The organism is uncultured Phascolarctobacterium sp. (genome assembly GCF_902463975.1).
In the GTDB taxonomy this organism is placed as follows: Bacteria; Bacillota; Negativicutes; order Acidaminococcales; family Acidaminococcaceae; genus Phascolarctobacterium_A.
This window is the reverse complement of sequence record NZ_CABQHJ010000023.1, coordinates 25,042-44,179: the sequence shown is the minus strand read 5'-3', so window position 1 is coordinate 44,179 and position 19,138 is coordinate 25,042. Positions and strand designations below refer to the sequence as shown.

At 40.9% G+C, this 19,138-nt stretch carries 21 protein-coding genes, 1 pseudogene and 2 riboswitches; of the genes and pseudogenes, 3 read left to right on the top strand and 19 right to left on the bottom strand.

Annotated features, from left to right (window positions below; all coding sequences use genetic code 11):
• From RDW05_RS07790 to RDW05_RS07755, 8 genes are all read right to left on the bottom strand, one after another.
• A partial coding sequence (locus RDW05_RS07790) for a TonB-dependent receptor plug domain-containing protein (RefSeq protein WP_307978552.1) occupies positions 1-999 on the bottom strand: 999 nt, incomplete at its 3' end.
• Positions 980-1,153 carry a hypothetical protein gene (locus tag RDW05_RS07785; RefSeq protein WP_307978551.1) on the bottom strand — a complete coding sequence of 58 codons (174 nt, stop codon included), beginning with the start codon at positions 1,151-1,153 and terminating at the stop codon, positions 980-982. The genes RDW05_RS07785 and RDW05_RS07790, both read right to left, overlap by 20 nt.
• Before the next feature lie 190 nt (positions 1,154-1,343).
• A riboswitch (cobalamin riboswitch) is annotated at positions 1,344-1,516 on the bottom strand.
• A gap of 213 nt (positions 1,517-1,729) precedes the next feature.
• Entirely contained in the window at positions 1,730-2,503 is a 774-nt protein-coding gene (locus tag RDW05_RS07780) for an ABC transporter ATP-binding protein (RefSeq protein WP_307978550.1), read from the bottom strand.
• 7 nt (positions 2,504-2,510) lie between these two features.
• Positions 2,511-3,569 (bottom strand): iron ABC transporter permease, encoded by a 1,059-nt coding sequence (locus RDW05_RS07775; protein ID WP_293722980.1) that lies wholly within the window; start codon positions 3,567-3,569, stop codon positions 2,511-2,513.
• 1 nt (position 3,570) lies between these two features.
• Positions 3,571-4,656: an ABC transporter substrate-binding protein gene (locus RDW05_RS07770; protein WP_307978549.1), complete on the bottom strand. Its 1,086-nt coding sequence runs from the start codon at positions 4,654-4,656 to the stop codon at positions 3,571-3,573.
• Positions 4,657-4,718: 62 nt separating this feature from the next.
• The gene (locus RDW05_RS07765; RefSeq protein ID WP_307978548.1) at positions 4,719-6,698 is read right to left on the bottom strand and encodes a TonB-dependent receptor domain-containing protein; all 1,980 of its coding nucleotides are present in this window, start codon (positions 6,696-6,698) and stop codon (positions 4,719-4,721) included.
• On the bottom strand, positions 6,688-6,852 hold the full coding sequence (locus RDW05_RS07760; RefSeq protein ID WP_307978547.1) for a hypothetical protein: 165 nt from the start codon (positions 6,850-6,852) through the stop codon (positions 6,688-6,690). Before RDW05_RS07760 ends, RDW05_RS07765 begins: the two co-directional genes overlap by 11 nt.
• A 189-nt stretch (positions 6,853-7,041) precedes the next feature.
• A riboswitch (cobalamin riboswitch) is annotated at positions 7,042-7,206 on the bottom strand.
• Positions 7,207-7,486: 280 nt separating this feature from the next.
• Positions 7,487-7,768 carry a DUF234 domain-containing protein gene (locus RDW05_RS07755; protein WP_307978546.1) on the bottom strand — a complete coding sequence of 94 codons (282 nt, stop codon included), beginning with the start codon at positions 7,766-7,768 and terminating at the stop codon, positions 7,487-7,489.
• A 395-nt stretch (positions 7,769-8,163) separates the two neighbouring features.
• Here RDW05_RS07755 and RDW05_RS07750 point away from each other — a divergent pair, with 395 nt between their 5' ends.
• From RDW05_RS07750 to RDW05_RS07740, 3 genes are read left to right on the top strand one after another with little or no spacing between them, the layout of a single operon-like run.
• Complete coding sequence (locus tag RDW05_RS07750; RefSeq protein ID WP_040564600.1) at positions 8,164-8,781, top strand: MotA/TolQ/ExbB proton channel family protein; 618 nt, start codon at positions 8,164-8,166, stop codon at positions 8,779-8,781.
• The gene (locus tag RDW05_RS07745; protein WP_307978545.1) at positions 8,781-9,191 is read left to right on the top strand and encodes a biopolymer transporter ExbD; all 411 of its coding nucleotides are present in this window, start codon (positions 8,781-8,783) and stop codon (positions 9,189-9,191) included. The genes RDW05_RS07750 and RDW05_RS07745 overlap by 1 nt, the downstream gene beginning before the upstream one ends.
• Positions 9,191-9,931, top strand: a complete 741-nt coding sequence (locus tag RDW05_RS07740; protein WP_307978543.1) for a TonB family protein — start codon at positions 9,191-9,193, stop codon at positions 9,929-9,931. Before RDW05_RS07745 ends, RDW05_RS07740 begins: the two co-directional genes overlap by 1 nt.
• A gap of 60 nt (positions 9,932-9,991) precedes the next feature.
• Here the strand turns inward: RDW05_RS07740 and RDW05_RS07735 are convergent, their stop codons facing one another.
• From RDW05_RS07735 to RDW05_RS07685, 11 genes and pseudogenes are all read right to left on the bottom strand, one after another.
• Positions 9,992-10,918, bottom strand: coding sequence for a S1-like domain-containing RNA-binding protein (locus RDW05_RS07735; RefSeq protein ID WP_307978542.1), 927 nt, complete (start codon positions 10,916-10,918; stop codon positions 9,992-9,994).
• Positions 10,911-11,267, bottom strand: coding sequence for a ribosome silencing factor (gene rsfS, locus RDW05_RS07730; protein WP_293722965.1), 357 nt, complete (start codon positions 11,265-11,267; stop codon positions 10,911-10,913). The genes RDW05_RS07735 and rsfS overlap by 8 nt, the downstream gene beginning before the upstream one ends.
• 12 nt (positions 11,268-11,279) lie before the next feature.
• Entirely contained in the window at positions 11,280-12,368 is a 1,089-nt protein-coding gene (locus RDW05_RS07725) for an LCP family protein (protein WP_307978540.1), read from the bottom strand.
• Between the two features lie 11 nt (positions 12,369-12,379).
• The gene (gene yqeK / locus RDW05_RS07720) at positions 12,380-13,000 is read right to left on the bottom strand and encodes a bis(5'-nucleosyl)-tetraphosphatase (symmetrical) YqeK (RefSeq protein WP_307978538.1); all 621 of its coding nucleotides are present in this window, start codon (positions 12,998-13,000) and stop codon (positions 12,380-12,382) included.
• Positions 12,969-13,589, bottom strand: a complete 621-nt coding sequence (gene nadD / locus RDW05_RS07715; RefSeq protein ID WP_374111023.1) for a nicotinate-nucleotide adenylyltransferase — start codon at positions 13,587-13,589, stop codon at positions 12,969-12,971. The genes yqeK and nadD overlap by 32 nt, the downstream gene beginning before the upstream one ends.
• A gap of 36 nt (positions 13,590-13,625) precedes the next feature.
• Positions 13,626-13,799, bottom strand: coding sequence for a hypothetical protein (locus tag RDW05_RS07710; RefSeq protein ID WP_293829384.1), 174 nt, complete (start codon positions 13,797-13,799; stop codon positions 13,626-13,628).
• A gap of 59 nt (positions 13,800-13,858) precedes the next feature.
• Positions 13,859-15,073 carry an ABC transporter permease gene (locus RDW05_RS07705; RefSeq protein WP_307978536.1) on the bottom strand — a complete coding sequence of 405 codons (1,215 nt, stop codon included), beginning with the start codon at positions 15,071-15,073 and terminating at the stop codon, positions 13,859-13,861.
• Between the two features lie 19 nt (positions 15,074-15,092).
• A complete protein-coding gene (locus RDW05_RS07700) occupies positions 15,093-15,833 on the bottom strand; it encodes an ABC transporter ATP-binding protein (protein WP_374111025.1) in 741 nt (246 codons plus the stop codon).
• Positions 15,834-16,007: 174 nt separating this feature from the next.
• A complete protein-coding gene (locus tag RDW05_RS07695; RefSeq protein WP_307978533.1) occupies positions 16,008-17,207 on the bottom strand; it encodes a transposase in 1,200 nt (399 codons plus the stop codon).
• Positions 17,170-17,768, bottom strand: a pseudogene (locus tag RDW05_RS07690) (IS607 family transposase). The gene RDW05_RS07695 and the pseudogene RDW05_RS07690 overlap by 38 nt, the downstream one beginning before the upstream one ends.
• Before the next feature lie 123 nt (positions 17,769-17,891).
• The gene (locus tag RDW05_RS07685; protein WP_307978532.1) at positions 17,892-18,965 is read right to left on the bottom strand and encodes an efflux RND transporter periplasmic adaptor subunit; all 1,074 of its coding nucleotides are present in this window, start codon (positions 18,963-18,965) and stop codon (positions 17,892-17,894) included.
• Between the last annotated feature and the right edge of the window lie 173 nt (positions 18,966-19,138).

Here is a 19,138-nt window from a genome sequence, read left to right as displayed (position 1 = left end):
TACTTCACCAGTTTCAAATTTACCCTTTATACCAATTTGAGTATAAACATTCTTCGCAATCTCATTCATCTGAGAATAAACATTTTTTACAAATTCTCCACCATTTTTAAATTTAATGGACGCACTTTGATTATCTTTATTACCAAAACGATTAGATTGACCATAATTAGCAAACCAAGACCAATTATCATCCATTTTTTGGTCATGATTCAAAGCCATAATCCAACCATACATTCTCTTAGTTGTACCATCAAAGTCATAATTATTTTTAGAATCAGGAGCATCAGGCAATACACTATTATTATAAGTCTTATCTAAAGAAAACCATCTTTGTGCACCATTAATACGTCTATCATAATGCCCTGCAAATAAATTGGTTTCACTCTTTTCGCCACGATGATCAAAGTTAATGAAAATATTCTTTTCATTATTCTCTGCACCAGGCAGTGAAAGTTTGCCATCCATGTATTCTGCATTCACGCGCAATCCCCACTCATTATCCTTACCAAAACGACGTCCAACTTCAATAGTTTCACTAGTGTTGCCTCTTCCGCTATAAGTCTGTGTATAACGGGTAACAGGAGTATCAGTTGCTCGTTTCGTAACAATATTAATAGTGCCGGGCGCAGGAGTTGCACCACTATTTGTACCATTGTTAGACATACTTACACCATTCACACCAGCATTAGGGCCAGATGTAATATCAATTCTATCAATTACATGGGAAGGCGGTGTAGTGAACTGAGAGTATAAGCTAGGCACACCATTTAACATCATATGGTTACCGTTCATGTTAATACCGCGCATACTAAAATCACTATACATCGGAGAACTAGTGCTACTACGAATAGAAGGATTAGCAGTTAAAATATTTGCCAATGGTTGACTAGGATCATCAAAAAGAGCTACAGCTTTTTCCGTCATACTCATTTCAGAATAAGGAATATCCAAAACACTTTTATCGCCCAAGATACCCAATTTAGCAGTTTTTCTTACCATCCCCCCCCGGGAGAACATCTGCTCTTCCTTCAACAACAACCTCATCCAGATTGCCATGCATAGCTTGCTCTGCAGCACTTGCAGACATTACAAAGCCTACGCTGGCAACAGCGCACAGCACTGACATAACCAGCGCTTTTTTGTTTTTCAACATACTCATACACCTCATAAAAAATTTATTTTTTAACCATCGCCGCCGAGCTGTCCGAGTTTCGCGTGCGGCTCTGGTTAAAAGCATATTTTATCAAGGGCGTTCCATATTCCGGCAAGAAAAAACGCCCTTCTGCACCATGACAGAAGGACGAACTTGTCCTTTACCATTCTCCTGTCACTCGCAGCATGCTTTGGTCTTTACTTTCTCAGGCAATTCTTCTGGCTCAGTTTCCTCGCAAGCCTTGCCTTCCCGCTTACCCAGTGACTTTGTTAAGGCTTGCTCCACTTTACAGCTGCGTGACAGCGCAGGCTTCGCACCTGCTTACTTATTAAGTCTTTCGACACCTGATATGTTTAATCTATTCAAATATATGTACTCATGATATATATTTCTATTTTTACACGCAAATTATAACATAAGCTTATCGTGACGTCAAGTATGACAATTCACTCACTGTTTCATATAGTATTTCTTGTGCAAACAAATACGTAGACAACTAAGAATTCTCATAATTTACACTTTCAGTTATAAACCATAGTAAATTTTATAAATACCATATAAGCGGTACATCCATACTTAAAATTTTTCACGAACTAATCTTATATGCTTACAACCATCCGCTATACTGATGGCTGTTTGCACATTATAGACAGCCTTAATATTATCTTCAGTTAAAACATCTTCTGATTTACCATAAGCAAAAACCCTGCCACATTTTAGCATAAGCAGTTTATCACAAAACATGCTAGCCAAATTTAAATCATGCATTGTCATAAGAACAGCTAAGTTTTGTTTTTTCCCCATTTCCTTTATTATCTCAAGAATAAATAGTTGATTATATAAATCAAGACTACTTGTAGGTTCATCCAAAATAATTATTTGGGGATTCTGCGCCATCGCCCTAGCTATCAAAACCCTCTGCCTTTCGCCTCCGCTTAACTCATTTACTTTTCTAAACGCATAATTCTCTAAATCAAATTGTTGCAAGACATCAAGCACAATCTGTTTATCATGCTGTGAAAAAGAAAAGCCTGCATGTGGTATGCGTCCTTGCATTACAAAATCTATAACAGTTACAGGTGAAAGATTGTTGGCGTATTGAGGAACATAAGCAATTATTTTAGCAATTTCATTTTGTTTACGTTTCGCTATATCTTCTTTGCCAAAACAAATCCCTCCAGCAAGCGGTCTTAAAATATTATTTATGCATTTGAGCAATGTTGTCTTACCTGTGCCGTTAGTTCCTAAAACACCTAAAATTTCACCTTGCTCTACAGCAAAGGAAATATTCTTTAAAATAGTCTTTTCTTGGCTATAGGAAAAGCTCAAATTATCAATCTTCAACTCCATAATGCACCTACTCTAAACTACGTCGTTTCATTAATATCAAATGGATAAATAACGGTACACCTAAAAAGGATATTACTATACCAACAGGTATATTCACCGGATACAAAATAAATTTTCCTATCATATCAGAGAAAAGTAATAAAACTCCACCAAGAACCGAAGCAAATGGCAGATAATAGAAATGGTTATCGCCAATCAAAACTCTTGCTATATGCGGTGCAATCAATCCAACAAAACCAATTACACCAGTAAAGCTGATTATTGTAGCTGTGAGTAATATGGACGTCATTCCACAAATGACTCTTGCTTTATTAATGTTTATACCTAAGCTTTTGGCCATTTCATCATTATTCGTTGCCATAACATTCAACTTAAGACTATATAACATTAATACAACAAATCCTAAACAAATAACACCTGCTGTAATCAAAACGCTATCCCATGTTGCTCTATTAAAAGAACCAAACGTCCATTGCACTACAGCCTCTAACTTATGCTCCTTTGCAAAGAATTCTATGGTTGCTGTCATTGCACTAAAAAGATAATTAAGTGATATACCAACAAGAACGATGGAACTAGGATTTAAACCAATGTAACGTGATATTCCATAAACTATACAACCACAAATGCACGAAGCCATAAACGCACAACTAATCATTCCCACTTCACTTTGGAAGAATAAACCAACACCAAATACTATGCTCATCGACGCACCAAAAGCAGCTGCTGAGGAGATTCCTAATGTAAACGGACTTACAAGATAATTTCTCGTTAACGATTGCATTACTGCGCCAGATACAGCCAAGCCAATACCTGCTAACATCGCTAAAGCAATACGTGGCAATCTCAAAAGCATAATCATCTTGTTGCTTGCTGCATCAGCGCCATTATCCAGTGTTCCGCAAAAAGCTTTACTTATAGCAACAAACGTCTGCATTGCACTAATATTTTTCATTCCTAATGTTGTAAAAACATAGGCAGATACAAGCATAATAATTATTGCTGATGCAATCATCAATAATTTTTTCTTGTTTGTATTCTCATATTCCTTTTCTAAATCTTTCATATCACTCATCCAATTTAAACGCAGGATAAGTATGTCCCGCAACATAATCTAAATGCTGATATTTTGTCAGCCAATCCTTAAAAACATTTTCTGGATGCAAATCTGGTAAATGTTCCGGATACAAAAACTTAGCAATATACATAGTACCAACTAACTTAGAAGCACCACCATGCACATAATGCGATAATAATAAGATTTTTTTATTCTTTACCGCATCAATTTGATCCCAACCAGGTCGAGAGGCAATTTCCTCATAAATCTGTTTATGCTCAGTTTCTTTAGGAGGTACATAAGAAGAATAAACATTAGTATCTGATACCTTAACTATATACTGCGGATTCTTCTCAACAACAGCTTCTATATCTACAGTATTAGTTTTAGCTCCACTAAACACATTATCAGCATGCGCAAGTTTTACCATCTCATAAAAATAATCCCCAGGTACAGTAGTTCTCCCTGCTGTTCTGTATTCATAATAAACGCTTCGTTTAGGTACATTTTGTAGTTGTTTATTTATATAAGCCAGCTTAGACAAAAAGTAATCAGCAAACTCCTTAGCATTTTTTTCTTTACCAAAAATCTGTCCCAAAAGCTTGACATTTTCTGCAAATTTATCTGTATAGTAAGCGTCAACGTTAATAACCTCTATACCAAACGGTTTGAGCTTTTTTTCAGCATCCTGCCAGTTGTAATTACTCGTCATAATAACTGCTTCTGGTTTTAACTCGATAATTTTCTCATAGTTAAGGTCGCTTCCCTTACTTTGACCAATTAGCATCTCCTTAGTAAAACGATGTTTAAACCCTTCCTGATCCTGGTAAATATAGTAATCTACACCAACCACTTGATCCATAGCACCAATTGCATTAATAAGCTCTGCATTATAAGCATTCATGATAACTGCTCTGCTTATAGGTTTTTTGAAGCTAATTTTTCTGCCAACACTATCAGTAACTGTAAGATTTCCTTTTGTAGAGTCTGTTGTTGAAGCCTTATCATTTTTACCACAACCAATTATGATGCAGGCTAAAATTATTACTAAACTTAATAATAACAAGGGAAATTTTCTAAGCATATATTCCTCCATCTATGGAAATATGGCTGCCACTAAACAGCAGCAGCCATATTTAAAAAGTTTAAATTGTTGACTTAAATATCAAATTGTGCAGACAAGAACAAAGTTCTCGGATTACCAAGGATACCATAATTATAGGTAGGACGAGCCAGCCAATAATCTTTGTTGAAAGCATTAAACAAAGTTGCACTAAAGGTAACCGGAGTGCTATTTACTTTTGTCTTATAGGTTGCACCAAAGTCAAATGTAGTAAAGCTCGGAACAGTAAGTTCTTTGTTAGCGTTAGTATACAACGGCGCAGAACCAGTGTAAATCATACGAGCCCAAATCGACATATCATCCTGCGGAGCATAAGCGATATTAGCAACACCACTAAATTTAGCAGTACCTTTAATTTGTTTGCCATTAAGGTAATTATCATTAGTTTTGCTATATTCACTATCCAAATACATCAAGCCACCCATTGCAGACCATTTATCAGCAATTTTACCACTGTAAGACAATTCAATACCCCGGAAAGAGTTTTCGCCATTTAAGGTCAAATATCTTTTACCGTCAATATTGGATTCCATTTTAGAAGCTTGTTTCATATCAAAGTAGGATAATGAAGCAACGGAACTACCATTAGTATACTTTACACCAACTTCATTCGATTTAGTCTTTGTCGGATCAAGAATAGCATTTCGATTTTCGTAGCCAGTTCCTACAACAGAACCTTGTTGGAAGCTTTCTGTATGATTAGCAAAAATTGCGAAGTTATTGTCAGGACGATAAACTACGCCATATAACGGAGATGTAGCGCTTGATTGAGTATTTTTGCCAGCAGCAGTAGTATCGCTGGCAGTATGTCTATGTAAGCCCAAGGTTACAGAAGCCTTGCCAATTTCTGATGTATTAACAGCGGTCCAACCATAATATTGTTGAGTGCTACCAGGCAATGCTTTTCCTTTATTAGTACTGATAAAATCAAAAGTACTACCAGTATACAAATTACCAGTTACAGTACCGCGAGGCTCATTAGTATTGCCCCACTGACCTCTATACCAGTTTTTATCCCAAGATAAAGCAAATTCATTCTTTACATTACCAACAGTCCAGTTTTGTTTTACGCCTAATTGGAAATAACCATTTTTTACACAATAAGGTTCATTCTGAATTTTACTAGAATAATTGCCTGCATTATCCAAAACATCAAATCTAGAAGACTTAGTTACAAGATAATCATAACCATTATTATAGCCATAGCCACCGTTTAAGAACACCTTTGTATCTTCGCCTAATTTCTGCTCATGATTCAAAGTAAAGAAAGTTGTTTCCATACCTAAATTAGAGCCTTTGAATGCATAGTTATTAGATGCTTTCGGTGCACTAGGTAATTTAGTAATAGCGCCGTTGCTAAAATCAAAATAACGCAGGGAATTTTCAACCTTTGTATCACGATAGCCTAAAAGCAAGTTGGTATCTGAAACTTTAGTATGTGCATCAAAGTTGATAGCAAAAGTTTTTTGCTTTACATTTTCATCATCAATAGCAGTTTCACCATTAACATGGGAAGCATTGATACGTAAACCGAATTGCTTGTCATTACCAAAACGACGGGATACATCTAAATAATTACCCCAAGAGCTTGCACCTGCAAAGGTGGTTGTATAACGAGTAATATCTTGTTCACCAGCACGTTTAGATTTTAAGTTAATGCTACCGCCCGCAGATTCCTTTGCAGCAGTACCGTAAACACCAACAGAAGCACCAGAAATAACTTCTACTCCTTCAAACATATTCATTGGCAAATTATTTTGGGAAAATAAACCGGGAATGCCATTTACACGCATTTGATAAGCGTTAGCAGCCTGTCCACGAATAGAAAAATCGTTATAAATAGTACTGCTACTTGTTCTTATAGAAGGAACGTTTACTAATATTGAAGTAGACGCTTGGCTAGGATCTGCACCAAAGCGTTCAACAGCTTCTTCAGTAACGTTAACTTGTTGGAACGGTACATCCATAACATCCTTATCGCCGATAATACCAACACTACCAGTTTTACTTACCATCCCCCCCCGGAAGAACATCTGCTCTCCCTTCAACAACAACCTCATCCAGATTACCATGCATAGCTTGCTCTGCAGCACTTGCAGACATTACAAAGCCTACGCTGGCAACAGCGCACAGCACTGACATAACCAGCGCTTTTTTGTTTTTCATCATACTCATACACCTCATAAAAAATTTATTTTTTAACCATTGCCACCGAGCTGTCCGAGTTTCGCGTGCGGCTCCGGCTAAAAGCATATTTATAAAGGGCGTCCAGTATTCCGGCAAGAAAAAACGCCCTTCTGCACCATGACAGAAGGACGCACTTGTCCTTTACCATTCACCTGTCACTCGCAGCATACTTTGGTCTTTACTTTCTCAGGCAATTCTTCTGGCTCAGTTTCATCACAAATCCAGCTTTCCCAGTGGCATTGTTTGGATTTGCTCCACTTTACAGCTGCGTGACAGCGCAGGCTTCGCACCTGCTTACTTATTAAGTCTTTCGACACCCGATAGGTCTATATTATTCATTTGTTCATTATTGCAATCTACTTTTTCACGCAGAATTATAGCATAACGCACATACTACGTCAAGTAACATGAAATTGCATTAGCAATCAACAACAACTGATATATATCTCTATTATGTTAGAACAGTTTACATATTATCATTACCTATAATATTAGTTTAATTAGTTTGCCAAAGTAAGTATATAGAATATTTTACTACTCTAAAAATAAAAAACTCTGAGAAGTCAAAGTAAAACTTCGGTTTCTCAGAGTTTCTATGATTTTTCTATCCTAAAATCTACACCAACTCATCCAAGCAAACTAACTTTATCCCCTTTTCTGCCGCATAAGCAACCGCCTGCTCTGTATAACCGGCTTTAGAGAAGAAATAATAATGCAAGCTCTTATCCTGCGCTACTTTTTTGCCTAAAAAGTGCTTCAAGTCTTTTACATCTACCAGTCTATGCTTATATTTACACTCACCCAAAAGTATTTGTGTTTGCCTGTAATCAACTGCCATAATATCTATCTCATCAGTCTTATTCCACCAGCGGCCAATCTTGGTAAAATAAAACGGCAAGTCATGTTTTCCGTTCTGCTATCTAATCATGATTTGTATAATCTGGATTAGATAAATTATATACCATTATAAGGAAGGCTGCAAGAGATAGGCGGATGAATGAGAAAAACTCTGGAAAAACTAAAGATATACTTTGAATTACCAAATCATTTTATTTCTTTTCCATTAATTTCTACATAAAGAAATACCTCGATTTTATTTCTCTGCTACCTTAAGTCAACACTGTTACATTCTAAACACTTTTAGCTAATTATCTTTTCTAACCTCTTGCTTTTTGCATATTGATAATATATACTATAAATTAACCTTATTCAGCTTATAACATTTTTCAAAACAGGCTGAGGCAGTTGCTGCTGCCAAAAAAATTTTTTATGAGTATTTTTAGGAGGCAATTCATGGAAGCAATTCAACAAACAATCATGTATTTTCACAAAGGCGGTCTCGTTATGTGGCCGCTGCTTTTCTGTTCAATCGCAGTAATAGCTATTGCTATTGAGCGTTTTCTGTTCTACAAGGCAGAAGACAGTGGTCAGGTCTTTGCCGCTAAGTATTGTGAACTTTTGCGAGCTGATGAAAAAGAAGAAGCTCTTCAATTAGCAGAAGCAGCTAACGGCGAATGCGCTAAAATCGTTGCTGATGCAGCTAAAATCACCGATGGCAGAGAACAACAAAAAGCATTTTTGGAAAGCCAGGCAGGTATTTTTATTGCTAAACTGAAAAATAAACTGGACTACCTTGCTATTATCGTTACTATGTCCCCGCTGCTGGGCCTGCTCGGTACCATCGTTGGTATGATCGGCGCCTTCAGTATCTTCAATCTGGAATCCGGCGCTCCTATCGCTATTACCGGCGGTATCGGCGAAGCACTTATCGCTACTGCTACCGGTCTTTGCGTAGCTATTCTTTCCTTGTGCGCACACTCTTATTTTGCCCATCGTATGGATAATATGATTACCGACATGGAGCAATGCTTCAGTGCTCTTCTCGAAGCAGAAACAAGGAGTGGTAAATAATGCAGCTGCGCAATGTACGTGATAGAAAAACACCGGAGCTTATTATTATCCCTATGATCGATATCATGTTCTTCCTGCTGGTATTCTTCATGCTCAGCACCATGTACATGATCGACCTGAAAACCATTCCCGTAAAGCTGCCGCAGGCAGCACATGCTGCTACTGATACAACGACAACTTTTGCTGTATCCTTGAAAAATGACGGCAATCTTTATCTTGGCGATGCGCCGACAGATATCCAGTCCTTAATAACCCAGGCCTCTATTGAGCAAAAAAATAATCCTCGTTTTGCTATTGTTATCAGAGCAGACAAGGATGTTGATTACGGTCGTGTTATTGAACTTATTGATAAACTTAAAGGCGCAGGTATTACCCGCTTTGGTTTGGCAACGGATGGAGCTGGTAAATAATGAATTCTGGTCAACGCAGTAGAATCGGTTTTATCGGTTCTATCGTAACACATATTTTTATCTTACTTTTCGTAAGCTTCGTCGGACTGTTTAATTTATCGCATCCGCCTGCTAACGATATCGTTGAGGTATCACTGTTCGGCGGCGGCGGCGGTGGCGGCAATGATGCCGACATTGAAGACAGTAATGCAAACGACGAAGAAAACTCTACTGAAGAGGATGTACAGGAAGAGCCTACACCGGATCCGGAGGCTATCTGGAAAAACGATGACAACAAGCCTCAACCTGTACATAAAAAATCTGCTGTGAAAAAGGTGGCCCGTAAGGGCAGCGGCACCGGTCAGGGAAGCGGCCACGGCAGCGGTGTCGGTCCCGGTACTGGCTCCGGCAGCGGCGGCGGTAACGGCAGCGGCCACGGCACAGGCAATGGCAGCGGTTACGGTTCCGGCAACGGTACCGGTGCTGTAGCTGTTATGCCGCGTATTATCCGCAAGATTGATCCTGTATACCCTGCTGCAGAACGCAATGCAGGCATCACCGGTTCAGGCGTTGTACGTCTTCTGGTCAACACCAACGGTACTGTTGATGAGGTTACCCTCGTAAGCTCCAGCGGTAACGCTAACCTCGACCAGGCAGGTATCAATGCCGCTTATAAATGGCGCTTCACCAGCGCTGTCGGTACTAACGGCCAAAAGGTTCGCTGCTATTTGCGCTTACCTTTCACCTTCAGACTGAGATAATTAAAACCTGTTAGCTGAAAAATTCAGCTAACAGGTTTTTTTGTGCTTCAAATATTAAATTTACTTTTCTTGCTGACCTTCCGTCAAATAGGTCCAGCCGTTCTCCTGACGTACCTTGCCCTCTTTCATCAGATGGCCCAACGCACGCTTGAAAGCAGCCTTGCTGATACCAAACTTCTGCTTGATAATCTCCAGCGGCGTAGAATCGCAGTAAGGCATGCTGCCATTGCGCTTCACCAGGAAATCATAGATATCCTGAGCATCCGCAACAAGTGCATTCTCCTTCTGCAGACGCATAGAAACGTTAATACGTCCATCCTCGCGCAGATAGGTTACACGGCAGGTAACCTCCTGACCGAAGTCAAGTCTGCCACCGGGCACTTCACTGCGATGCAGGAAGGCAATAAAACGTTGGTTGGTAAAGAGGAAGAAGCCTTCCGGCAGAATGTTGTAAATCGTACCGGTAACCTTATCACCGATTTTCAAGCCTTCTGCAGGCTTGGACGCTTTCACCATATCCTCTTCTACACGCATCGTCACAGCCTGACGACCGCTCTTATCGCGATACAGTCTTACCCACACGAGCTGACCGGGGTTTACATGGCCGCGCATCTGGCTATAGGGCAGGAAAACGCCACGCTCTGCACCGATATCAACGAAGCCGCCGTCACGGGTAACGCTCAGCACACGTACATAACCTAATTGGCCTTCACGCATCTTCGGCAGCTTCATGCTGGCAGTCAGACGCTTGCTGGGATCAAGATAAAGATATACCTTTACCTCGTCACCAATGTTAACCTCAGCGGTCTGCTGCAGCTTATGCAGCATGATATCGTCAGAGGTATTACCGGTGCCTGCGTCAAGGAATGCGGCATTGTCATTCGCACGCACAACCTTCAAACTGACTACATCACCGGGACGGTATTTCGTATTGTTCGTAACAACAGGAGCCTTTTTAGCTCTGCTGAATTTTTTATTATCAATCATCCGTATTCTCCACAAAGCTTTCCGAGGGAGCATCTGCCCACAGCTGCTCTAAGTTATAAAAATCGCGTTCTTCCTCCAGGAAAACGTGAGCAACAACATCACCATAATCCAACAGTACCCAACGTGCGTCGGCATAGCCTTCCTTGTGAGTAGGATGCACGCCTGCTTCTGCCAGCTTATCTTCAATATTGTCAGCAATTGCCTTAACCAAGGTGCTGTTGCCGGCGCTGCATACAACATAAAAATCTGTAACCGGAGACAAGCCCTCCATATTTAATAAAAGTATATCCTTTGCTTTTTTGTCATTGGCCGCAGCCGCAATTTTTTGTGCAATTTCTTTAGTTTCCATTAAGCATCCTCCTTAATTATTACCTACTTTTCCAGCAATCTTTGCTTCTTTTTCTAATTCATCTCTGTCCTTAGGCTGCAGGTGCTCCTTCGGCTCTTCTTCAACCTCCGGCTTTTCCTCTTCCTTCTCTTTCAGATAAGGAATTCCCAGCTCATCCAAGGACTTGTTTACATCAGCCTGATCAGCCCGCCAATAGCTCACACCGGTGCTATCGTCAAATTTGCCATAAAGCATACAACTGCGCAGCTTATCATCACCAAACAGCTTAAAGCTGTTGGCTGCCTTAAGCATTGTCAAGGTATTAAGATCTGTTTCCACATATTTGTCCAGCGTTGCCAGCAAACTGCTTACCTTGGTTACATTCTGTACAGAAAACATCTGCTCCGCTGCAGCCTTCAGGAATTTTTGCTGTCTTTGCACGCGTCCGATATCACCAAGCTCATCCTTGCGGAAGCGCACATATTTACCGGCAGTTTCGCCATCCATATGCTGATAGCCATGCTTAATATCAATAACCAGATCAGCATAAGGATCCTCGTAATACATATCCTTTTCTACGTAGATATCTACGCCGCCAATTAAATTTACCACATCAATAAAGCCACGCCAGTTTGCCAGCGCATAATAATGGATAGGCACACGCAGCAGATTAGCTACTGTCTGCTTTGCCATAACAACGCCACCATAAGCAAAGGCAGCATTGATTTTTTCCGGATCCTTATGACCGGGAAGGACTACCATCGTATCACGCGGAATAGATAAAACCGCAACCTTATTATTCTGCGGATCAAAGCTCAGCAGGATAATCGCATCTGTGCGTTTAGGCTCACTTTCCGCTGCTTCGCTGTCGCCATCATCAATGCCCAATAGCAGGACGTTAATGCGTTCATTAAGCTTCTGGTCATCGCGTATTTTATTGTCTGCTGCAGTCACGCCAACATGCGGCGGATTGATAAATTTATTATATATCCAGAAAGTTCCATGGTAAAGTGCTGTTCCCAGAAGTCCCACAAAAATAAGCAGGAAAAGCAATCTTCCCCAACGAATCTTGCACCTTCTACGGCGTCTTAACGGCGGTTGTTGATTATTATTTTCTTCCATACTCGCCCCGCCTATTTATTATCTGCTTTCTGCGCCAGCATCAGCTCATTGTAGCCATCAATACAATGCGGATGAATTAATTGTCCGCCGGCAAGCAAATATTCTATAGTATTGCTATAGGCTTTAAGCATTGCTTTATCAAGGCTTTTACGTGCCAGCTTGCGCAAATCGTCAACGCCCGGGAAATCTCTGCCAGGCTCAATCATATCGGCTAAAAATACAACCTTCGCCAAATCCGTCATGTGGGCAGCACCTGTCGTATGTTGCGCAATACCTGCCAGAATTTCCTTATCATTTACGCCATACTTAGTTTGTGCATAGTACACGCCTAATTTGGCATGCAGCAAAATCGGCTGGTTGCGTTCTACATCATCAATAGCAATTCCCAGTGCATCTGCCTTCGCCGCACTTTCTTTGCTGGCAACCTCACGGCCGCAATCATGCAGCAACGCACAAATCGCAATTTTTTCTTTCGGCAGCTTATGTGCCTCAGCCAGCTCCAAAGCTGTTTCGTAAACATGTACGGAATGTTTATAGCGCTTCGGCGGCAAGGAAGCCTGCAAAAGCTGTTTCATTTCGTCTATTGTCATCATTTCTGCTTCATCCCTGCCTTTGATATAATTGATGAGCATTAATATACTGCTCCACAGTCCGCGGCACTAAGCCCGCCAGGCTTGCTCCTTCGTGCAGCCTTGTCCTTATTTCGGTAGATGAAATGTCATATTCAGGTGTATGCAGCAGCATAATTCTTTCCGCAGCCGCAGCACCCAGATGCTGCACCACCTCTTCCATCACACCATCGTAGCCCGGCCTGCCGGCAGCCACAAAGGTTGCCAGCTGCAGCATTTCCTCAATAGAATTCCAGGTATGCAGCTGAGCTACCGAATCGGCACCAATAATAAAATAAAGCTCCTTATCCGGATACATCTGTCGCAACTCACGCAGTGTATCTACCGTATAGGATACGCCGCTACGTTGAAGCTCCATATCTGACACAGTAAAATGCGGATATGGCTTTACTGCCAGCTCAGTCATCGCATAGCGATGCTCCGCCGGCGCATAATCCTGTCCTACCTTATGCGGTGGTACAAAAGCTGGGATAAAAATAATTTGTTCCAGTGCAATACGTTCGTAAACAGCTTCAGCAATACGCAGATGCCCTATATGAATAGGATCAAAGGTCCCGCCTAAAATACCAAGTCCCTTTCCCGTCACAGTCATCCTCCTTGCTCAACACTTTTCTATTATTTTATTATATCAATCACTCAGCATTTGCACAACCTTCTGCAGCAGAATTATTATCGCAATAAGCAATAAAATTCCCTTTGTACGGTCTTTGAAATCAAAAACAGTTTTAGGCCTTCTCAGATAATCTGAAAAGGCCTGCAAATAATCTTTAAATGTAGGGGGATTAGGTTCTCTTTTTTTCATTTCTTCTCCAAGTTTAAAGATAAAGTGAAGAGAGACTCCCTTCACTTTATCATATTATTTTATTCGTATCTCAAAGCATCAATCGGATCAAGCAGTGCTGCCTTACGCGCCGGGTAAATGCCAAAGAACAAGCCAATACCGACTGAAAAGATTACAGCAATAACAATAGCCCAGATGGAAATAACTGTATTCCAGCCTGCCATACTGCTGATGATACTGGAAGCACCGATACCAAGCATTACGCCCAAAGTACCGCCGATAATACCTATAACCATAGATTCAACAAGAAATTGCAGCAAGATATTATTATAGGTAGCGCCTAACGCCTTACGGATACCAATCTCACGCGTACGCTCTGTTACGGACACCAGCATAATGTTCATAATACCGATACCGCCTACCAAAAGGCTGATAGCAGCAATGCAGCCAAGAAGTATTGTAATATTATTGGCTGTTTCCATCATAGTTTCCATAATCTGCGCCATATTTCCTACGGTGAAATCATCGTTATCTCCCTCTTTAATCTTGTGGCGGGTACGCAGCACCTGTTCTACATCAGCCTGCACGTCATTGATAATATTTTCATTTTCAGCCTGCACCGTTATGCGCTGTACATTCGTAATACCCATCATACGGTTCTGTGCCGTTGTCAGAGGAACATAAACCACGTCGTCCTGGTCCATACCCATGCTGCCCTGTCCCTTGCTCTTCAAAACACCGATAACCTGAAACGGCGCTTTGTTAATACGCATAATCTTGCCAATAGGACTTCCCTCCGGGAACAGACTGTCAGCAACAGTCTTGCCGATAACTGCCACTCTGCCGCGGCTTACGAGGTCACGCTCGTTCAAAACGCGTCCGTCCTCAACCTCCAGACTGGAAATGGTAAAGTTGCTCGGAGTTGTACCCTCAACACGGCTGGTCCAGTTCTGATTGCCGGCAACCATCTGATAGCTTCTGTTGACACTGGCTGAAATATTGGCAATACCATCAACCTGCTTCTCAATAGCCTGCATATCATCATACGTCAGCTTAACGCCTTCACCGGCCGCCAGACGCGCGCCGCTCGCTGTACGGCCACCTGAGGTAATAATCAGCAGGTTACTGCCCAATTTAGAGATATTGTTCTTGACATTCTCCTTAAGACCAAATCCAAGGCTGACCATTGCAATAACGGCACCGACACCGATAATAATACCAAGAAGCGTCAGGAAGGTGCGCAGCTTATTGGAGACCATGCCCTGCAAAGCCATTTTAATGCTTTCATTCAACATAAATATCTACCTTCCTTTATCAGCTCTGCGTACCATCACGCATCTGCTGCAGCTCTATAGCAGCATAATTAGTCTTACCGCCGCTGCATTCATCACTTACCAGCTGTCCGTCGCGCATTACCAGAATACGCTTCGTCTGTTCGGCAATATCCGGCTCATGGGTAACCATAACCACCGTCTTGCCGCTCTCATTCATTTTCTTAAAGATATCCATAATCTCGTAACTGGATTTGGTATCAAGATTGCCTGTAGGCTCATCGGCCATAATAATCGCCGGGTTATTGATTAAGGCTCTGGCAATGGCCACACGCTGACGCTGACCACCGCTCATCTCCATCGGCTTATGCTCCAGCCTATCGCCCAGGCCAACAGCCTCCAGTGCCTTCTTAGCGCGCTCCATGCGTTCTTCCTCGTCTACACCGGCATATACCAACGGCAAGGCTACATTCTCCTGCGCAGTCAGCTTAGCCAGCAGATTGAAGTTTTGGAAGACAAAGCCTATCTTCGCATTACGCGTATGCGCCAGCTCATCGTCATCATAACCGGCAATCTCCTTGCCATCAAGAAAATACTCGCCGGAGGTCGGTCTGTCCAGACAGCCGAGAATATTCATCATCGTAGATTTACCGCTGCCGGAAGGCCCCATAATAGAAGTAAATTCCCCCGGCTCAATCTTCAGGTTAACGTGATAAAGCGCGTGTACCACGCTGTCACCCATCTGATAGGTTTTCATAATATCTTTTAATTCGATAACAGACATAAAGCTAACGCCTGCTACTAAAAACATAGACAAAAGTGTTTATGCCTTAGAAATATTCCTTGTTCATCGTACTCGCTCTCGCTGTCACGAAAGATAAGCTACTAGCGTTTGTATAGCACTCCGAAGGCGTAAATTCCCGACTAGCCATCGGTACATATATCGGGCCTTTTGTTATTAAGCTATCCGATATTTTTTGGCATCCCGCAAATTTAGAGAAGCATTGAAATCCCTATCTTGTGTATAGCCACATTCAGGACAAATATATACACGGTCTTTGAGTTTCAGACCTTTATGGATATGCCCACAAAAATGACAAGTTTTGGAACTCGGATAAAATCTGTCAACAACACGCATTTCTATGCCAATGATTTCTGCTTTGCGTTTCAGCTTAGTCAGCAGATAATTAAATCTTTGTGCTCCCACAGCTTTTGCCAGATGCCTGTTCTTCATCATGCCTTTGAGATTCAAGTTCTCCACAGTAATAAAGCTTGGTTTTTGCTTTACAATTTCATGGATGACTTTGTTTTCATAATCTTCACGGATTTCATTAATGCGATGATGAAGTTTTTGTACCTTTAACTTTTGCTTTTCTATGTTTGCAGAGGCAGCAGCAGTTTTACCACCTTTCTTTTTTCTAAACTCATATTTACGGCTGAGCTGCCTCTGCAAATGCTTCAACCGTTTCTCAAGTTTCTTGACTTTTAAACTTTTGTTGATATTTTTAAATATTTTGCCATTGCTTGAAATAGCCAAATTTTTGATGCCTAAATCTATACCAATGCCTTTGGTTGTTGTATGATATGAAGTTTCCAAGTCCTTGTTGTACTTGGAGTTTTCATCAATATCTATCACGACAGAAATATAGAACCTACCAGCCTCATAAGATACTGTGCCGTTAGTTACGTTAGCACCTACCGGTAAGTAGCCAAATTCTTTTAGCTTAACCTGTTTTAACGTAGGTATCATTAGCTTATGCCGCCATATCGTCCAATCACCTTTATTATTTTTAGGAAAATATAGCTTTACATCTTGCTTAGATTTCTTCTTGAACCTTGGGAAGCCGGCTTCGCCCTTGAAAAACTTCTTGAACGCTGCTTCGGCATTGACTTGCGCTTTCTTTCGTGCTTTAGAACCACATTCGTCAATCCACGGCAATTTTAACTTCAGATTATGGTTTACATATTTATCAAAGTCATTAGCAGATATAAAATGTTTCTGATTTATGTCTAATAAACCTCGCTGATACATTTTATATAACTTTTTATTATAAGCAATGTATTGGTTATATAAAAATCTTGCTATACCGATTGAGCGTATTATCTTTTGTTTCTGCTCTCTAGTTGGTGCTATTTCTGTCTTGAATGCCTTTAGCAATGGTCTCCTCCCCTTCTATTTGTTTTTTGTATTTACGTAGTCCATACAGCCTGCATGAAAAAACATGGAGTATACTTACTATGTCCTGAACTAATTCCTCATGCGGTGATAGTTTATCGTTTTTTACAACCACTATTTCAACATTGAATTTGTTGCAGAATTTTTCAAACCAGTCAAAACCGAATCTGACGAACCTGTCTTTGTGAGATACAAATATCATTTTTACTTTGTTTTCCATGACTTCACAAGCAGCTGATTCCATTTCTTTCGATTATAGTTCAATCTGCTTCCATAATCACGGATAACTTCATCAACAATTAAGCCTTTGGCGTTCACATAGTTTTGTAAAAAATCAACCTGGTTCTCCAAATCGTCAGTTTGATTTCTGGACGATACCCTTGTATAGATGACAATCTTACGGGAATCTGCGTCTCTGCCTATTCCCTTGAACTGTAAATACTGGTCATAAGTATAGTATCTTCGATTAGTCGGGGCTCTGTTTGCTACAAGAGTTTTTTCTCTGTCCCAGCGTTGCAGTGTTTTTACTGTTACGTTGAGCAGTTCGGCAAACTATTTTGGCTTGTAATTAGTGATATTTGATATATTCATGGCTTAAGTCCTCCATAAACACATTACATCACTAATATATACTTTTATCTATATAATTAGTTACTTAATATTTCCTTAGTGCATCGGCGGTGGGCCCATTCTGTTACTGCTCTGCTTGCTGACAGCCTTCTTCACCAGCAGCTTGTCACCAATGCTGAGACCGGTTGCCGTAACTGCTACTTCGCTGTCACTCGTCAGGCCAAGCTTTACATCTACATCACGTGTTTCCTTAGTCTTTTCGTTGTATACCTTGACGTAGCGACGGCTGCCCTCACTATAAATGCAGTTTAAAGGCACAATCGTTACGTCGTTTGCTTCATCGATAATAATCTCGGTTCTTGCTGTCATAGTCGGCAGCAGCTTGCCCTTAGCATCATCAACGGTAACATAAACCTTATAATAGATAACGTTGTTTTCCGTAGTTGCACTACGGGAAATCAAGCGTACCTTACCGGTAAAGGTTTCGTTGGGATAAGCATCAACAGTAAACTTTACCTTTTGCCCGTCCTTAACCTGACCGATATCGGATTCATCGACAAGTGCTTCAATCTCCATATTATCAAGCGTTGCCACAGACATAATAACCTGCGGTGTGCTGATACCGGAGCTGATAGTCTGCCCAACTGGTGTAGGCTTACCGATAATGTAACCGGAAATCGGTGTGGTAATAACAGTATCATTAACATCAGAAGCAGCCTTTTCATAGTTGCTCTTGGCTACAAGATAATCTGCTTCCACGCTGTCAAATGTTGATTGGCTGATAGCACCGCGGTTCAGCAGGTTCAGATTACGCTCATAGTTAGCCTGAGCATTATGCAGCTTGGCCTGCATCTGTGCCAACGTTGCGTTCAAGGACGTTGCATCAAGACGCACCAGTACATCACCGGCGTTGACATGCTGGTTTTCCTTAACCAACACCTCAACAATGCGGCCGGTAATCTTGGAGCTGATATCAACATTATCCTGTGCGCTCAAGGCGCCGGTAGCTGAAACAGTTTCTACAATATTACCTTTTTTTACTTCGCCCATCTTAACAACAGCAGTTGTAACCTGCGTGCTTTGATAATATTTATAGCCACCATAGCTTCCTGCGAGCAAAATCGCAGCCGCTACGAGGATATATTTATTCTTTTTCACGAAACTCATCATTTTGCATCCCTCATTATTAAATATATTCCTTTACTATTATAACCTCTACTCTTTTTGAGGTCAAAGCAAGTATAGCAAAAAGATGTGTTTTTTTTATGGCACCATTAACAAAATTCAACACATATAACAAAAACCCCCGTCACTTTCGTGACAGGGGTTGATTTGCATTTTGA

Bases quoted from the DNA above. Each gene is read 5' to 3' on its own strand.
- RDW05_RS07765 (WP_307978548.1), bottom strand. From the start codon at position 6,698: ATGGTAAGTAAAACTGGTAGTGTTGGTATTATCGGCGATAAGGATGTT.
- RDW05_RS07785 (WP_307978551.1), bottom strand. From the start codon at position 1,153: ATGTTGAAAAACAAAAAAGCGCTGGTTATGTCAGTGCTGTGCGCTGTT.
- nadD (WP_374111023.1), bottom strand. From the start codon at position 13,589: ATGACTGTGACGGGAAAGGGACTTGGTATTTTAGGCGGGACCTTTGAT.
- RDW05_RS07760 (WP_307978547.1), bottom strand. From the start codon at position 6,852: ATGATGAAAAACAAAAAAGCGCTGGTTATGTCAGTGCTGTGCGCTGTT.
- RDW05_RS07705 (WP_307978536.1), bottom strand. From the start codon at position 15,073: ATGTTGAATGAAAGCATTAAAATGGCTTTGCAGGGCATGGTCTCCAAT.
- RDW05_RS07780 (WP_307978550.1), bottom strand. From the start codon at position 2,503: ATGGAGTTGAAGATTGATAATTTGAGCTTTTCCTATAGCCAAGAAAAG.
- RDW05_RS07685 (WP_307978532.1), bottom strand. From the start codon at position 18,965: ATGATGAGTTTCGTGAAAAAGAATAAATATATCCTCGTAGCGGCTGCG.
- RDW05_RS07710 (WP_293829384.1), bottom strand. From the start codon at position 13,799: ATGAAAAAAAGAGAACCTAATCCCCCTACATTTAAAGATTATTTGCAG.
- RDW05_RS07750 (WP_040564600.1), top strand. From the start codon at position 8,164: ATGGAAGCAATTCAACAAACAATCATGTATTTTCACAAAGGCGGTCTC.
- RDW05_RS07745 (WP_307978545.1), top strand. From the start codon at position 8,781: ATGCAGCTGCGCAATGTACGTGATAGAAAAACACCGGAGCTTATTATT.
- RDW05_RS07740 (WP_307978543.1), top strand. From the start codon at position 9,191: ATGAATTCTGGTCAACGCAGTAGAATCGGTTTTATCGGTTCTATCGTA.
- RDW05_RS07735 (WP_307978542.1), bottom strand. From the start codon at position 10,918: ATGATTGATAATAAAAAATTCAGCAGAGCTAAAAAGGCTCCTGTTGTT.
- RDW05_RS07700 (WP_374111025.1), bottom strand. From the start codon at position 15,833: ATGTCTGTTATCGAATTAAAAGATATTATGAAAACCTATCAGATGGGT.
- yqeK (WP_307978538.1), bottom strand. From the start codon at position 13,000: ATGCTCATCAATTATATCAAAGGCAGGGATGAAGCAGAAATGATGACA.
- RDW05_RS07770 (WP_307978549.1), bottom strand. From the start codon at position 4,656: ATGGAGGAATATATGCTTAGAAAATTTCCCTTGTTATTATTAAGTTTA.
- RDW05_RS07725 (WP_307978540.1), bottom strand. From the start codon at position 12,368: ATGGAAGAAAATAATAATCAACAACCGCCGTTAAGACGCCGTAGAAGG.
- rsfS (WP_293722965.1), bottom strand. From the start codon at position 11,267: ATGGAAACTAAAGAAATTGCACAAAAAATTGCGGCTGCGGCCAATGAC.
- RDW05_RS07775 (WP_293722980.1), bottom strand. From the start codon at position 3,569: ATGAAAGATTTAGAAAAGGAATATGAGAATACAAACAAGAAAAAATTA.